This window comes from Micromonospora sp. SYSU B005, assembly GCF_055362685.1.
On sequence record NZ_JAXCFU010000004.1, the window covers coordinates 86,974 to 102,261 of the forward strand.

The window sequence follows — 15,288 nt, forward strand, 5'->3', positions numbered from 1 at the left end:
GGAAGTCAATGAGCGTTGAGGTGTTCTACGACGACGACGCCGACCTGGGCCTGATCCAGGGCCGCAAGGTCGCCGTGATCGGGTACGGCAGCCAGGGCCACGCGCACGCGCTGTCGCTGCGCGACTCCGGCGTCGACGTGGTGATCGGCCTGCCCGCCGGGTCGAAGAGCCGGCCGAAGGCGGAGGAGCAGGGCCTGCGGGTGCTCACCCCGGCCGAGGCGGCGGCCGAGGCCGACGTGATCATGATCCTGGCGCCGGACACCGCCCAGCGGCACATCTACGCCGAGTCCATCGCGCCGAACCTGGCCGCGGGCAAGGCGCTGTTCTTCGGGCACGGCTTCAACATCCGGTACGGCCTGATCAAGCCCCCGGCCGACGTGGACGTGGCGATGGTCGCCCCGAAGGGCCCCGGTCACCTGGTCCGCCGCCAGTACGTCGACGGCAAGGGCGTGCCCTGCCTGGTCGCGGTCGAGCAGGACGCCAGCGGCAACGCGTTCGGCCTGGCCCTGGCGTACGCCAAGGCGATCGGCGGCACCCGGGCCGGCGCGATCCGGACCACGTTCACCGAGGAGACCGAGACCGACCTGTTCGGCGAGCAGGCGGTGCTGTGCGGTGGCGCGGCGGCGCTGGTGCAGACCGGTTTCGAGGTGCTCACCGAGGCCGGCTACGCGCCCGAGGTGGCCTACTTCGAGTGCCTGCACGAGCTGAAGCTCATCGTCGACCTGATGTACGAGGGCGGCATCGCCCGGATGCGCTACAGCATCTCCGACACCGCCGAGTACGGCGACCTGTCCCGCGGCCCGCGCGTCATCGACTCCCGGGTCAAGGACGAGATGCGCAAGATCCTCGGCGAGATCCAGTCCGGCGAGTTCGCCCGCGAGTGGGTGGCCGAGGACGAGGCCGGCCGGCCGAACTTCGCCAAGTGGCGGGCCGAGGGCGCGGCGCACCCGATCGAGGAGACCGGGCAGAAGCTGCGGGCCATGATGAGCTGGGTCGACCGGCCGATCACCGAGACCGCCTGATCTCTTCCTCGTGCGGCCCGCGGCCCGACGCTCTCCCCGGCGTCGGGCCGCGGGCCGTCACGACGGATCGGAGCGACCGGCGCCGACCGTCTCCTGAACGGCCGCGATCTCGTCCCGGACCCGCTCCGCCTCGGCCCTGCGGTCCAGACGCGACAGCGTGAGCCCGAGGTTGCGCAGCGGGGTGAGCAGCTCCGCCCGGTCGATCCGGTCCGGGTCGGCGCGCAGCAGGTCGAGGCACTCCCGGTAGATCCCCACCGCCTCCTCCAGCCGGTCGAGGGCGTGCACCCGGTTGCCCAGGTTGCACAGGGCTTCCGCCAACCCGAGCCGGGTCGCCACCGGGTCGACGCCGAACAGCTCGCGGCGCACGGTCACGCACTCGCGCAGCAGATCGGCCGACCCGCGCGGGTCACCGGCCAGGTTCACCGCGCCCGCGAGCGTGAAGAGGCACCGCCCGAGCAGGTCCCGGTACGCCGGGTCGCCGCCGGCCAGCAACCGGGCCAGCTCGACCGCCTTCCGTCCGGCCGCCAGGCCGTCTCCGTCCCGCCCGGTGCTCGTCGCGCCTCCGCCTGCCAGGCCGTCCTCGGCCGGTCCGTCCGGCGGCGCTGTCCCGCGCCGGCCTGGTGCCTCCGCCGGCGAACCGCCGGAGCCCGTCGTCAATTCGTCCACTGTCAGCGCGCAGCGGATCAGCAGGGCGCGGGCCAGCCGGGGACGCCAGACCTCCGGCAGCCGCCCGGCGTTCTCCCGGCAGAGCGGAAGTAACTCGGCCAGCAGGATGTCGACCGCAGCCCGGTCTTCGGCCGCGGCCCGCAGCTCGAGCCTGTCCAACAGGGCCTGGGCCAGCACGTCGTCGTGGCCGTTGCGGGCGAGCGCCGCCGCCTCGGTCAGGTGCGCGGCCGCGTCGTCCGGCCGGCCGGCCCGCGCGGTGAGGTCGCCGAGGACGAGCAGCCCGTGGGCCAGTGCGGCCCCGGCGCGCGGCGTTCCGGCCGTCACCATCGCCCGCTGCCGGCCGACGGCCTGCTCCGCGAGCCGCACGGCCGCCTCCGGGTCGTCCAGCTGCGCCCGGCACTCCGCTTCGATCAGCATGGCCCGGGCCAGCAGCTGTCGCCCCGACCGGGGCTGGATCCCGCTCCACAGCTCCACGTCGACGCGGGATTCCTTGATCAACTCGAGGGCCTCGCGTGCCGCACCGGTGGCCGCCAGGCCCTGGGCGAGGTCCGTCGCGGCGGACGCGCCGATGCCTGTCCACTGGATCCGCCGATAGGCGGAAAGACCGCGATGCAGCTCCAGCGCCTCTCGCCGGACCGTGTTCGCCTCCTCCGTCCGGCCCAGCGACTCCTTGCCCTCACCGATCGTCAGCAGGGCCCGCGCCAACCGCATCCGCTCCGGCGGCCGCAATGCCCCGCAGGCGCGCCAGGTCGCTCGGGCCCGCAGCGCCAGACTGAGCGCCTCCCGCACCTCCCCGCACAGGTGGAGGTTCAGCGCGAGGAGCCCGCGGGCGGTGGCGAGCACCACCAGTTCCGGCCGGTCGTCGGTGTCCTCGACGTACCCGATGGCCTCCCGGAGCTGGCCGATCGCCTCGGCGACGGGCACGGTGTCGGGCGCGGCGGCCCGGGCCACCAGCGCCCGGGCCAGGGCGACCCGGTGCTGGTCCGGCCGCTCGGCGGCCAGCCGCCGGCAGAGCGTCACCGCCTCCTCGGCGGCCGCCGTGCGCCGGGCGGTCGAACCCGGCAGCCCGCTCACCATCTGAGACCGGGTGATCAGGACCTCGGCCAACCGTGGCCCCCACCGGTGCGGGCCCAGTCGGGCCATCGGCCGTAACAGCGCGATCCGGACCATTACCGACATCTGCGGCTCCCTCCCCGTGCGGGTGCTGCCTCCGTTGTACGGGGAGCCCGCCAGTCGCCGCGTCCGGTGAACAGGGGATGACAGGCGTGCGACGGGGCTGTGTGAGGGCCCTCACCCCGCAGTCCGGGACACGCCGGGCGGGCGGCCCCCTACCATCCTTGGTGTGGTGCCCGAGCGCACCCGACGGCCGTGGCACGGATCGGCGCAGGGCGCAGCGCGGCGTCCCGGCGCCCCAGGCCGAACCATTACCGAGCGTCTACGAGGACCGATGAATCCTGTCGTACTGATCGCCGAAGAACTCGCCCCCGCCGCCATCGAGGTGCTCGCCCACGACTTCGACGTGCGCCACGTGGACGGCACCGACCGCCCCGCTCTGCTCTCCGCCCTCTCCGAGGCCGACGCGGTGATCGTACGCAGCGCCACCCAGATCGACGCCGAGGCGATCGCCGCCGCGCCGCGGCTGAAGGTGGTCGCCCGGGCCGGCGTCGGACTGGACAACGTCGAGGTGCCGGCCGCCACCGCGCGCGGCGTCATGGTCGTCAACGCGCCCACCTCGAACATCGTCTCCGCCGCCGAGCAGGCCGTCGCGCTGCTGCTCGCGGTCGCCCGCAACACCGCCAGCGCCAGTGCCGCGCTCAAGGCGGGGGAGTGGAAGCGGTCCAAGTACACCGGCGTCGAGATCCAGGGCAAGACCGTGGGCGTGGTCGGCCTCGGCCGCATCGGCGTGCTCTTCGCGCAGCGCATCGCCGCGTTCGGCACCCGGCTGATCGCGTACGACCCGTACATCCAGCCGGCCCGCGCCGCCCAGCTCGGCGTCCGCCTGGTCGGGCTGGAGGAGCTGCTGCGGGAGAGCGACTTCATCTCGATCCACCTGCCGAAGACGCCGGAGACGGTCGGCCTGATCGGCGAGAAGGAGCTGGCGATCGTCAAGCCGGGCGTCCGGATCGTCAACGCCGCCCGCGGCGGCCTGGTCGACGAGCAGGCGCTCGCCGACGCGATCGCGGAGGGCCGCGTCGCCGGCGCCGGTGTCGACGTGTACGCCAAGGAGCCGTGCACCTCCTCGCCGCTGTTCGCCTTCGACAACGTGGTGGCCACCCCGCACCTGGGCGCCTCCACGAACGAGGCGCAGGACAAGGCCGGTCTCGCGGTGGCCAAGAGCGTCAAGCTCGCGCTGCAGGGCGAGTTCGTCCCGGACGCGGTGAACGTGCAGGCCGGCGGCGTGGTCGCCGAGGACGTCCGCCCGCTGCTGCCGCTGGCCGAGCGGCTGGGCCGGGCGTTCACCGCCCTGGCCGGCGGGGTGGCCGCCAGCGTCACCGTCGAGGTGCGCGGCGAGATCGCCGCCCACGACGTGTCGGTGCTCAAGCTCGCCGCGACCAAGGGCCTGTTCAGCTCCGTGGTGGAGGAGCAGGTCACCTACGTCAACGCGCCGCACCTGGCCGCCGAGCGGGGCGTCGAGGTCACGCTCGCCACGCCGGGCGAGACCGTCGACCACCCGAACCTGGTGACCGTACGCGGGGCGCTGCCGGACGGGCGTACCGTCCGCGTCTCCGGCACCGTGGCGCACACCGGCACCCGGGACGTGTTCAAGCTGACCGAGGTGGACGGTTTCGACGTGGAGATCGGCGCGGAGGGCATCCTGGTCTTCCTGCGCTACGCCGACCGGCCCGGCGTGGTCGGCACCGTCGGCACGCTGCTCGGCGAGTCCGGCGTCAACATCGCCGCCATGCAGGTGGCCCGCCGCGAGGCCGGTGGCGAGACGCTGATGACGCTCACCGTCGACCAGGCGCTCGGCGCCGACCTGCTCACCTCCGCGGCCGACTCGATCGGCGCGGTCGCGGCCAGCGCGGCCGACCTGCGCGACGTGTAGTCCGAACAGGACACATCGGGGCCCGGCCGGATCGGCCGGGCCCTTCGTCGTCCCGGTGGGTCAGGAACGGACGCGGGCCGGTGGCGGGTAGACCGAGCCGTCCTGCGCGTCGAAGAGCATCAGGTCGTGCTCGCCGGCCAGCCGCTCGATGTCCAGCAGCACCTGGTCCGGGCAGGTCGGATGCAGGTTCATCTCGATGTGGTCGGCGGCCGTGTGCAGCGGCGCCACCTCCCACGGCGTACCGGGCCGGGCCGGGCGGTCCGGATAGCTCGCCGTGATCGCCCGGTAGAAGGCGACGAGTCGCGGGTCGGGGTGCTGCTCGCCGTGCCAGCCCTCGCGGCACTGCTGCACCGCCGCCCGCACCTGCTCCGGTGTCGCCCCGTCCGGCAGGGCCCACACGCTCAGATCGAAACTCACGGCGGACAGCGTGCCATCCCGCGCCGGGCCCGTCACCTCTGCCCCACCGTGCGTTCACCGCTGATTGCCGACATCGTCCACCCGGCGTCCGCTGTGGAGACTCTTGCGTCGAGTTGCGTCGATTCGCTAGCGTACCGATGCGGTTTCCGCTGAGTCGATCCCCGGCCCGTCTTCGGGTGGCGTGGTCGGGCGCCCGGCCCCTCGGCCCGCACCCCTCGATTGCGCGAGCCACGCGCACTCGTCGCTGACCGGCCCTCACGGTCGTTGCCGAGACCGTGGGGGCCGATCGCGCTCCGCAACAGGGCAGCAGATCAGCGCCGGTGGTGCGCGAACAGCGGGCGGTAGTCCGTGTCGTGGCGGAACCAGGCCAGCCCGGCCGGTCCGGCGGCGTACAGGGCGGTGGCGTAGGCGTCGGCGACGGCGAGGTTCGGTCCGAGCACGGTGGCGGCCACCAGCCGGTCGGTCGGCTCGCCGGTGTGCGGGTCGACGACGTGCCCGCGCCGGCCGGTGACGCCGGAGGTGCCGACCGCGCCCGTCGTCATCTCCAGCACGACGGGTGTCCGGCGGGTGTCGGTGGGGTGGTGCACGGCGACGCGCCACGGTCCGCCGTGGGCGGCGTGTCCGCGTACCGTCAGGTCGGCGCCGCTGAGCACGGCGTAGTCGTGGATGCCGGCGGCGCGCAACCGCGCCGCGGCCCGCTCCACCGCCCAGCCGCCGAGCAGGCCGCCCGGGTCGAAGCCGCCGGGCACGGCCCAGGCGTCGAACCAGCCGTCGGTGGCCGCCCGCATGGCGGCGCAGAGGTCGATCAGGTCGGCCAGCGGAGGGTACGAGTCGGGGCTGATCTCGTCGCGGCGCAGCCGGGAGACGAGGCTGTCCGGCCGGTTCGGGCCGTAGGTGAGGTCGACGGCGCGCAGCTCGGCGACGGCGTCGCGCAGCGCCTCGCTGACCGCCCGGTGGCCGAACCACTCCGGCGCGTTGAGCAGCATCGTGTAGTCGGCGGTCGAGGTGGTGACGGTGTGCCGGACGCTGATCCGCCCGGACGCGGAGGTGCCGGCCCGCTCGACGCGGTGCTTCGTGGTGCCCAGGTGCAGGTCCGGCCGGAGCGGGCGGAACGCGGACTGGTCGACCCAGCGGGTACGTGGTTGTTCGTCCGCCCAGTGGGCCCGCCGGTGCTCGATCCGCATGACACCTGCCCCCTCGGTGGTCGCCGCCGCGTCGCGGCGGTGCCGGATTCCGGGCCCCCGTCGACCCGGTGAATCCGACCCTAAGCAGTGGAGATGACCGCAGCATGAGTGCCGGCTGGGAGCCTCCTGTGATTCGCCGTCCCGGATGATGGAAGATTCGTACCGGGGGCCGGGACGGCGACGTACGGTTGCGCCTAACGACGAGACGAGGAGCGCCAGGTGGCACACATCGCGGTGGTGGCCGGCGACGGCATCGGACCCGAGGTGGTCGCGCAGGCCCGCAAGGTCCTCGACGCGGTGGTGCCCGGGATCGAGGCCACCGAGTACGACCTGGGCGCGGCACGTTACCACCGCACCGGCGAGGTGCTGCCCGACTCCGTCCTCGACGAGCTGGCCGGCCACGACGCCATCCTGCTCGGCGCGGTGGGCGACCCCACCGTGCCGCCGGGAGTGCTGGAGCGCGGTCTGCTGCTCAAGCTCCGGTTCGCCTTCGACCAGTACGTCAACCTGCGCCCGTCCCGGCTCTGGCCCGGTGTGGCCGGTCCGCTGGCCGCGGTCAAGCCCGGCGAGGTCGACCTCGTGGTGGTCCGCGAGGGCACCGAGGGGCTGTACGCGGGCGCCGGCGGCGCGCTGCACCGGGACACCCCGGCCGAGGTGGCCACCGAGGAGAGCCTGAACACCCGGCACGGCGTCGAGCGGGTGATCCGTGACGCGTTCGCCCGGGCCGGCCGCCGGGAGCGGCGCAAGGTCACGCTCGTGCACAAGACGAACGTGCTCACCCACGCCGGGTCGCTGTGGGCGCGCGCCTTCGCCGCGGTGGCCGCCGAGCACCCGGACGTGACCACCGAATACCAGCACATCGACGCCGCCGCGATGTTCCTGGTGACGAACCCGTCGCGGTACGACGTGGTGGTCACCGACAACCTGTTCGGCGACATCCTCACCGACATCGCCGCCGCCGTGACCGGTGGCATCGGGCTCGCGGCCAGCGGCTGCATCAACCCCGAAGGGCGCTACCCGTCGATGTTCGAGCCGGTGCACGGCTCGGCGCCGGACATCGCCGGCCAGGGCGTCGCCGACCCGGTCGCCGCGGTGCTGTCCGCCGCGCTGCTGCTCGACCAGCTCGGCCACCCCGACGCCGCCGCCCGGGTCACCGCCGCGGTCGGTGCCGAGCTGGCCGCGCGTACGCCGGGGACGCCGCTGCGCACCGAGGAGGTCGGCGACCGGCTCGCCGCGTACGCCGTAGCCTGACCGGGCCGACCCTGCCGGCGGCCCGGTACCGGGCCGCCAGACCCGTCACCGGGCCACCCCGACCGTCCGGCGCGTCGTCTCCGCCGGGGCGGAGCTATCCGCTGAACGACCGTTCGGGGTAAGTTTTCTGGCACCAGTGACGTCGGCGTGCGATCCCGCATGCCGTCAACCCGCAGGGAGGTCAGCGCGATGAGCGGTGGTGACATGCTCGATTTCGAGATCCGTCCGAATCCCGCGCCGGTATCCGCCGCCGACCGGGCCGCCCTGCTGGCGAACCCCGGCTTCGGCCGGGTCTTCACCGATCACATGGTCACGATCCGCTACGCCGAGGGCAAGGGCTGGTACGACGCCCGTCTGGAGGCGCGGGCGCCGATCCCGATGGACCCGGCCGCGGCGGTGCTGCACTACGCGCAGGAGATCTTCGAGGGGCTGAAGGCGTACCGCACCGGTGCCGCGGTGACGATGTTCCGTCCCGAGGCCAACGCGGCCCGGTTCGCCGCGTCGGCCCGCCGGCTGGCCATGCCGGAGCTGCCGGAGGCGACGTTCGTGGAGTCGCTGCGCCGCCTGGTCGAGATCGACCAGGCGTGGATCCCGGAGCACGAGGACGCCAGCCTCTACCTGCGGCCGTTCATGTTCGCCAGCGAGGTCTTCCTCGGCGTCCGCCCGGCCAACGAATACCTCTACTGCGTGATCGCCTCGCCGGCCGGCGCGTACTTCGCCGGTGGCGTGAAGCCGGTGACGGTCTGGGTGTCGCCGGACTACACCCGGGCCGCGCCCGGCGGCACCGGCGCGGCCAAGTGCGGCGGCAACTACGCCGCCTCGCTCGCCGCGCAGGCCGAGGCGATCGAGGCCGGCTGCGACCAGGTGGTGTTCCTGGACGCGGTCGAACGGCGGTACGTCGACGAACTGGGCGGCATGAACGTCTTCTTCGTCTACGACGACGGCAGCATCGTCACCCCGCCGCTGGGCGGCACGATCCTGCCGGGCATCACCCGCGACGCGATCCTCACCCTCGCCGCCGAGGCCGGGCACGAGGTGCGGGAGGCGCCGGTCAGCTTCGACGACTGGCGGGCCGACGCGGCGAGCGGCCGGCTGCGCGAGGTGTTCGCCTGCGGCACCGCCGCCGTGATCACCCCGATCGGTGGCGTGCGCTTCCCCGACGGCGAGTTCCTCATCGGCGGCGGCGAGCCGGGCCGGGCCACGATGGCGTTGCGGCAGAAGCTCGTCGACATCCAGCGCGGCCGCGCCGCCGACCCGCACGGCTGGGTCACCCGGGTCCTCTGACGGCCCTTCGCGGTGATCGAGGGGTTCGCTCCTCGATCACCGCGGGGCAGGTCAGTCCAGCAGGTGGGTGCGCAGGGACTCCAGCTGCGCGTCGGTGACGCCGGCGTGGGTCAGGTAGCCCTCGATCGAGCCGTAGCCGCCGCGCAGCTCGGCGAGGAACAGCTCCATCGTCTCGGCCGGTGACTCCAGGAACGGCGGCGGTGGTTCCTCCGCGTCCGGCAGCGTGGCCCGGACCCACTCGGTGAAGCGCCGCGACGCGGCGGTGCTGAGCGCGTAGTCGACTACCACGTCGTCGTCGGGCACCCCGAGCACGGAGAGCGTAAGCGCGCAGACGATGCCGGTGCGGTCCTTGCCGGCGACGCAGTGCACCACCACCGGGGCGTTGGCGCTGTCCGCGATCAACCCGACCGCCTCGGCGAGCCCGGCGGTGCCGGTACGCGCCAGGTCGGCGTACCGGTCGGCCAGGTAGCGGGCCAGGCTCACGCCGGAGGCGTCGAACCGGTTCGCGCCCCAGTCGGCATGCTCGGGGTGGATGTGCCGGTAGGTCAGGCCGTCGTAGTCGGGCACCCGCCCGTCGCGTTCCACCTCGGTGGGGCGGCGCAGGTCGATCACGGTACGGATGCCGAGCGCGGTGAACGCGCTCCGGTCGGTGTCGTCGATGCGGTGCAGCGAGTCGGAGCGGTAGAGCCGGCCGCGGCGGACGGTGCGCCCGTCGCGAGCGGCGTATCCGCCGACGTCGCGGAAGTTGAACAGGGCGGGGAAGGGGCTCTCCGGGGCGTCCACATCCGACACGGTAACGGCCGGCGGGGCGTTCGCGCGTCCCCGCCGGCCGTCACCGAGGTGTCAGGCGCGCGGCGGCACGTCCGGCGGCAGTGCCGAGTGGCTCTCGCCGTAGTAGCCGCCCAGCCGGTCCCGGTATCCGGGGTCGGCGTGGCTGGACTCGTCGTACTCCGGGGCGGCCTTGATCTGGTCCTTCTCCCGGTCGACGTGCACGGTGCGGGCGTCGTGGTCGACGTGGTTCACGGTCCCGGCCGGGAGCATCACCTTCTTGCCGAAGATCCACGGCCCGGTGTCCACGACCAGGTAGCTGTCGTCCACCTCGTGGCTCGCCCGGTCGATCTTGCCGATGGCGCCGTCGGTGGCCTCGACCTTGTAGCCGGTCAGGTCGGCGCTCGCCACACCCGCCTCGTCGCGGTAGCGCCACGGGTCGAAGGCACCCGCCGGGGCGCCCCCGGCGACCGTGCCCCGGCCGTCGTCGAGGATCGGCTCGGTGCCGCCGTGCGTGGCGCGCGGGTCCAGTCCGTCCATGTGCCGCCTCCCGTCCCAGGGCCGCGGCCGTCGCGGCGCCGTCGTCAGTCGGGAGGGTTACCCACCCTGTCCGGGCACCAACCCGCCGGCGGCCGGCCCGCCGACGCCGAGGGGCCGGCGCCACGGTGGTGACGCCGGCCCCTCGGGTCGTCGGCCCGCGCGGTGCCGGTCGGGCACGTGCGGGCCGGTGGATCACGCCAGTGCGGCCTCCGCGTCCAGGGTCACCGCGGCGGCGTGGACGACGGCGGCGATCCGCAGCCCCTCGTGCACCTGCTCACGGCTGAACCCGGCGGCGCGCAGCGTCTTCTCGTGCGACTCCAGGCAGACACCGCAGCCGGTGATCGCCGAGACGGCGAGGCACCACAGCTCGAAGTCGGTCTTCTCCACGCCGGGGCGGGCGATGATCTGCATCCGCAGCCGGGCCGGCAGCGACGCGTACTGCTCGTCGCCGATCAGGTGCTTGGCCCGGTAGTAGACGTTGTTCATCGCCATGACCGCCGCCGCGCCCTTGGCCGCCGCGACCGCCTCGGGCGTGAGGTGACCGGCCGCCTCGGCGGCGATCTCCCGCAGCACCACCGGGTTGCGGGCCGCCACCGCGCAGGCCAGGGCGGTGCCCCACGCCTGCTCCGGCTTCAGTGTCGAGGTGGTGATGGTGGAGCCGAGGTTGAGCCGGATGTCCTTGGCGTACTCGGGCAGGCCCGCCTTGATCGCGTCCAGACCCATGGTCAGGCCCCGGCGCCGGCGAGGAGGGCGTTGGCGTCGAGCGTCGCGCCGCCGGAGGTCCAGTTGCACGGGCACAGCTCATCGGTCTGGAGCGCGTCGAGCACCCGCAGCACCTCGGAGACGTTGCGGCCGACCGAACCGGCGGTCACCATGACGAACTGGATCTCGTTGTTCGGGTCCACGATGAAGGTGGCCCGCTGCGCGACACCGTCGGCGCCGAGCACGCCGCAGGCGGAGGTCAGCTCACGCTTGATGTCGCTGAGCATCGGGAACGGCAGCTCGCGCAGGTCCGGGTGGTCCTTGCGCCAGGCGTAGTGGACGAACTCGTTGTCGACGGAGACGCCGAGCACCTGGGCGTCGCGGTCGGCGAACTCGCCGTTGAGGCGACCGAACTCGGCGATCTCGGTGGGGCAGACGAAGGTGAAGTCCTTCGGCCAGAAGAACACGACGCGCCACTGGCCCTCGTGGGACTTGTGGTTGATCGTCTCGAACGCCTTGTCGGCGTCGAGCGACACGCAGGCGGTGAGTTCGTACTCGGGGAAGTGGTCACCGACAGTGAGCACGGGTCCTCCTTGGGCGTGGCTCGGCAGCACCGCCGGGCCAGTAACTGGATCAGTTCAAGATTCTTCCGCAGCCCCGTTTGTGCTCGTGGCGGGCGGTGGCCCGGTGTGAAGGCGATCACCACGGCGGTCGTCGTCCCGGAATATGGGTTTCGCCTCCCAGAACCGGGGGCGGGGTGGCAGAGTACGGGTCGTGACCAGCTTCGTCCTGATCATTAGCAGCTAGCGCGCCGGCCCTTCCCCCGCCGAGCGCGCAGACCTCCCGCATCCGCGGGGGGTCTTTTTGTTTGCTCCCCAGGGCACGAGAAGAGGACTCCGATGACGTTCCAGGTGTACGACACGACGCTGCGCGACGGCGCGCAGCGCGAAGGGCTCACGTACTCGGTGGTCGACAAGCTGGCGGTGGCCCGCCTGCTCGACGACCTCGGAGTCGGCTTCATCGAGGGCGGCTGGCCGGGCGCGGTGCCCAAGGACACCGAGTTCTTCCGCCGCGCCCGCACCGAGCTGGAGCTGCGGCACGCGATCCTGGTCGCCTTCGGGGCCACCCGCAAGGCCGGCCTCGCGGTCGAGGACGACCCGCAGGTGCGCGGCCTGCTCGACGCACAGACCCCGGCCGTGGCCCTGGTCGCCAAGGCGGACCTGCGGCACGTGGAGCGCGCGCTGCGCACCACCGCCGAGGAGAACCTCGCCATGATCCGCGACACCGTGTCGTACCTGGTGGCGCAGGGGCGGCGCGTCTTCGTCGACGGGGAGCACTGCTTCGACGGGTTCCGGTTCGACCCGGGCTACACCTCGGCCGTGGCGGAGACCGCGCTGGCCGCCGGCGCCGAGCGGTTCGTGCTCTGCGACACCAACGGCGGCATGCTGCCCTCCCAGGTCACCGCCGTGGTCGAGCAACTGGTGGCGCGGACCGGGATCGCGCCGGAACGGCTCGGCATGCACGCGCAGAACGACACCGCCTGCGCGGTCGCCAACACGATCGCCGCGGTCGAGGCGGGCGTCCGGCACGTGCAGGGCACCGCCAACGGGTACGGCGAGCGCCCCGGCAACGCCGACATCTTCGCGATCGTCGCCAACCTCCAGCTCAAGCTGGGCATGCCCGTCCTACCGGAGGGCTGCCTGGAACAGATGGTGCGGGTCTCGCACGCCATCTCCGAGATCGCCAACATCGCCCCCGACACCCACCAGGCCTACGTCGGGGCCGCTGCCTTCGCTCACAAGGCGGGGCTGCACGCGAGCGCGATCAAGGTCGACCCGTTGCTCTACAACCACGTGGAACCCGCCGTGGTGGGCAACGACATGCGGATCCTGGTGACCGAGATGGCCGGCCGGGCCAGCATCGAGCTCAAGAGCCGCGAGCTCGGTCTGGACCTGGCCGGCCATCCGGACGCCCTGTCCCGGGTCACCGGGCGGGTCAAGGAGCTGGAGGCCGACGGCTGGTCGTTCGAGGCCGCCGACGCCTCGTTCGAGCTGCTGGTCCGCTCCGAGCTGCCGGACGCCGCGCCGGCCCGGCCGTTCGCGCTGGAGTCGTACCGGGTGATCGTCGAGCACCGCGAGGACGGTGCCGTGGTCTCCGAGGCGACAGTGAAGATCCGGGTACGCGGCGAGCGGGTGATCGCCACCGCGGAGGGCAACGGCCCGGTGAACGCGCTGGACGAGGCGCTGCGGGTGGGACTGGCCCGGCACTACCCGGAGCTGCGCGACTTCGAGCTGGCCGACTACAAGGTGCGCATCCTGGAGGGCAGCCACGGCACCGGCGCTGTCACGCGCGTCCTCGTGGAGACCGCCGGCGCCGGCCGCGACTGGACCACTGTGGGCGTGCACCCGAACGTGGTCGAGGCGAGCTGGCACGCGCTGGTCGACGCGCTCACCTACGGCCTGGACCGGGCCCGGGTGCCGGGCGGGAGCCCGGCCTGACTCAGCCGGCCGGCAGGCGCAGCTCGGCCAGCAGAGCGCGGTGGTCGCTGCCCGGCACCGAATGGGTGCCGGCGGCGCGCACCGCGATGCGCCTGTCGACGAGGACGTGGTCGATGGTGACCGGCGGGATCGGGTCGCCGTCGTAGGGCCCCCAGGTGCCGCCGAACCCGGCTCCGGCCGCGTCCGCCGCGTCGGTGTAGCCGGTGGCGATCAGGCCCCGCAGCGCCGCGTGGTCGAGCGTGGCGTTGAAGTCCCCGGCCAGCACGCTCAGCCCGCCGTCCGGGGTGGCAGGCGGCTGGGCGCGCTGGTCGGTCCACCAGTCCGGCACGAGGTGCGGGGCGTACGGCGCGGCCGGATGAGCCGACTCCACCCGCACCGGTGGCGCCCCCGGCACGGTCACCGTCGCGTACGCCTGGGTGAAGAAGAAGCCCCTGTTGCGCCGGTGACCGGTGTCGCGCAGCGGGTGCCGGGCGTACACGCCGGAGCCGGTCGAGCCGACCTCGGGCGTCAGCGACCGGTGCGGCAGCAGGGTGGCCAGCCCGAGCCGGTCCAGCTCGGCCGCCAGCGGCGGGGTGAGTTCCTGCACCGTGAGCACGTCGACCCGCCGCGTCCGGACCAGGTCCACCAGCGCCGCCGGGTCGGCCGAGCCGAGGCGCAGGTTGGCGGTGAGCAGCCGCAGCGTCGGCCCGTCGGCGGCGGGCCGGTCGCCGGGGATCGCGCGGGGCGCCACCGCGCCGATCAGCGTCAGCGCGGCCAGGACCGCGATCACCGCCGGGGCGCGGCGCCGCAGGGCGAGCGCGGCCACCGCCACGACCGGGGCCACGGCGGCGGCGTACGGCGTGAACGCGACCGCCTGCACCAGCGGGCCGCGTTCCAGCCCGGTCAGGCGTACCAGCGCCCACGCGGCGACCGGCGCGACGGCGAGCCAGCACGCGACGGTGGCCGGGCGGCCGCCCCGAGTGCCGGCCCGGGGCAGTCGCGGCAGGGTGATCATGGCGGTCAGGCTACCCGGATCAGGGTCGGCGCGATGCCCTCCGAAACAATTTCGTGAATTGTTCCTCGCAATTTCCGAGCACTTTGCGGGTTGGCTGGGCACGCAATAGTGCTATTGACCGCCCGCATTTTCCGGTGCTAGGTTCCACCTGGTTGAGACGTCGCGACTCTCTGTAGTAAGGCCAGCTCACGAGCGGTGCGCTCCCGGACGGATACCCGATGATCCGCAATTTGACGCGCGCAGTCGCCGTATCACCACGGTCTACCAAGGGAGAACTCATGGCCACATTCTTGAAGCGAAAGGCGACGGTGGTGGCGCTCGCCGCGCTGTCGCTCAGCCTGGCCGGTGGCGGGATCGCCGCAGCCGCCCAATCGGAGGCGAAGCCGCAGCCCGGTGCCCGGCACTCCACGGCCCAGCCGCCGGTGACCGCCGCCGAGCGGCAGGCCGCCCGCACCGCCATGCGGGCCACCCTGGCCCCACCGGCGGCCGGCCAGGTCGCCTGGGCCGTCGTGGCGGCAAACGGCACGCTGCTGCAGCACTCCGGCAACGTGGTGTCCTCGTTCCGGTTCACCCCCGGCGTCGGGGTCACCGTCGGGCAGTACCAGGTGCTGTTCGACTACAACGTCTCCGCCAAGGGGTACCACGTGTCGATCGGCACGAACGACTCGGCGAACGTCCCGCCGGGCGGCGAGATCTCGGCCGCGCCCCGCACGCTGACCCCGAACGCGGTCTTCGTGCAGACCCGCAACTCCACCGGCGGCGCCTCGGACCGGCCGTTCCACATCCTGGTCGCCAACTGACCCGTACGGCCCCGCACCGGCTCCCGCTCCGGCGGGGGCCGGTGTCGTGTTCCGTACCGGTCCGGCGGGTGCCGAGCCGCTTCGTGCCGTTCCCGCCCGGCTGGGGAGAAGCTGCC

At 73.4% G+C, this 15,288-nt stretch carries 14 protein-coding genes; 6 read left to right on the forward strand and 8 right to left on the reverse strand.

Annotated elements, in window-relative coordinates:
• The first annotated feature begins 8 nt into the window (after nucleotides 1–8).
• Nucleotides 9–1,022 carry a ketol-acid reductoisomerase gene (gene ilvC, locus SM452_RS11945; protein WP_120571299.1) on the forward strand — a complete coding sequence of 338 codons (1,014 nt, stop codon included), beginning with the start codon at nucleotides 9–11 and terminating at the stop codon, nucleotides 1,020–1,022.
• Between the two features lie 57 nt (nucleotides 1,023–1,079).
• On the opposite strand, the gene SM452_RS11950 is transcribed toward ilvC, so the two are convergent.
• Nucleotides 1,080–2,765 carry a tetratricopeptide repeat protein gene (locus tag SM452_RS11950; RefSeq protein ID WP_262014726.1) on the reverse strand — a complete coding sequence of 562 codons (1,686 nt, stop codon included), beginning with the start codon at nucleotides 2,763–2,765 and terminating at the stop codon, nucleotides 1,080–1,082.
• 370 nt (nucleotides 2,766–3,135) lie between these two features.
• On the opposite strand from SM452_RS11950, the gene serA reads away from it, so the two are divergent.
• Nucleotides 3,136–4,734 carry a phosphoglycerate dehydrogenase gene (gene serA / locus SM452_RS11955; protein ID WP_355507530.1) on the forward strand — a complete coding sequence of 533 codons (1,599 nt, stop codon included), beginning with the start codon at nucleotides 3,136–3,138 and terminating at the stop codon, nucleotides 4,732–4,734.
• A gap of 60 nt (nucleotides 4,735–4,794) precedes the next feature.
• On the opposite strand, the gene SM452_RS11960 is transcribed toward serA, so the two are convergent.
• Together SM452_RS11960 and SM452_RS11965 are read right to left on the reverse strand one after the other, a co-directional pair.
• A complete protein-coding gene (locus SM452_RS11960; RefSeq protein WP_355507532.1) occupies nucleotides 4,795–5,151 on the reverse strand; it encodes a hypothetical protein in 357 nt (118 codons plus the stop codon).
• 311 nt (nucleotides 5,152–5,462) lie between these two features.
• Nucleotides 5,463–6,335: an FAD:protein FMN transferase gene (locus SM452_RS11965; protein WP_355507534.1), complete on the reverse strand. Its 873-nt coding sequence runs from the start codon at nucleotides 6,333–6,335 to the stop codon at nucleotides 5,463–5,465.
• Between the two features lie 219 nt (nucleotides 6,336–6,554).
• Here SM452_RS11965 and SM452_RS11970 point away from each other — a divergent pair, with 219 nt between their 5' ends.
• Nucleotides 6,555–7,586, forward strand: coding sequence for a 3-isopropylmalate dehydrogenase (locus SM452_RS11970; RefSeq protein ID WP_262014728.1), 1,032 nt, complete (start codon nucleotides 6,555–6,557; stop codon nucleotides 7,584–7,586).
• A gap of 189 nt (nucleotides 7,587–7,775) precedes the next feature.
• Nucleotides 7,776–8,870, forward strand: a complete 1,095-nt coding sequence (locus tag SM452_RS11975; protein ID WP_463839928.1) for a branched-chain amino acid aminotransferase — start codon at nucleotides 7,776–7,778, stop codon at nucleotides 8,868–8,870.
• 51 nt (nucleotides 8,871–8,921) lie between these two features.
• Here SM452_RS11975 and SM452_RS11980 read toward each other — a convergent pair whose 3' ends face one another.
• The 4 genes from SM452_RS11980 to SM452_RS11995 form a co-directional block, all read right to left on the reverse strand.
• The gene (locus tag SM452_RS11980; protein ID WP_463839929.1) at nucleotides 8,922–9,662 is read right to left on the reverse strand and encodes a tyrosine-protein phosphatase; all 741 of its coding nucleotides are present in this window, start codon (nucleotides 9,660–9,662) and stop codon (nucleotides 8,922–8,924) included.
• 51 nt (nucleotides 9,663–9,713) lie between these two features.
• On the reverse strand, nucleotides 9,714–10,178 hold the full coding sequence (locus tag SM452_RS11985) for a PRC-barrel domain containing protein (RefSeq protein WP_262014731.1): 465 nt from the start codon (nucleotides 10,176–10,178) through the stop codon (nucleotides 9,714–9,716).
• A gap of 192 nt (nucleotides 10,179–10,370) precedes the next feature.
• The gene (gene ahpD, locus SM452_RS11990; RefSeq protein ID WP_104113885.1) at nucleotides 10,371–10,901 is read right to left on the reverse strand and encodes a carboxymuconolactone decarboxylase family protein; all 531 of its coding nucleotides are present in this window, start codon (nucleotides 10,899–10,901) and stop codon (nucleotides 10,371–10,373) included.
• Nucleotides 10,902–10,903: 2 nt separating this feature from the next.
• Nucleotides 10,904–11,464: a peroxiredoxin gene (locus SM452_RS11995; protein WP_262014732.1), complete on the reverse strand. Its 561-nt coding sequence runs from the start codon at nucleotides 11,462–11,464 to the stop codon at nucleotides 10,904–10,906.
• A gap of 315 nt (nucleotides 11,465–11,779) precedes the next feature.
• Here SM452_RS11995 and cimA point away from each other — a divergent pair, with 315 nt between their 5' ends.
• Nucleotides 11,780–13,378, forward strand: a complete 1,599-nt coding sequence (gene cimA, locus SM452_RS12000) for a citramalate synthase (RefSeq protein ID WP_262014733.1) — start codon at nucleotides 11,780–11,782, stop codon at nucleotides 13,376–13,378.
• A 1-nt stretch (nucleotide 13,379) separates the two neighbouring features.
• Here cimA and SM452_RS12005 read toward each other — a convergent pair whose 3' ends face one another.
• Nucleotides 13,380–14,372 (reverse strand): endonuclease/exonuclease/phosphatase family protein, encoded by a 993-nt coding sequence (locus SM452_RS12005; RefSeq protein ID WP_463839930.1) that lies wholly within the window; start codon nucleotides 14,370–14,372, stop codon nucleotides 13,380–13,382.
• 278 nt (nucleotides 14,373–14,650) lie between these two features.
• Here SM452_RS12005 and SM452_RS12010 point away from each other — a divergent pair, with 278 nt between their 5' ends.
• Nucleotides 14,651–15,172 carry a hypothetical protein gene (locus SM452_RS12010; protein WP_262014735.1) on the forward strand — a complete coding sequence of 174 codons (522 nt, stop codon included), beginning with the start codon at nucleotides 14,651–14,653 and terminating at the stop codon, nucleotides 15,170–15,172.
• The last annotated feature ends 116 nt before the right edge of the window (nucleotides 15,173–15,288 follow it).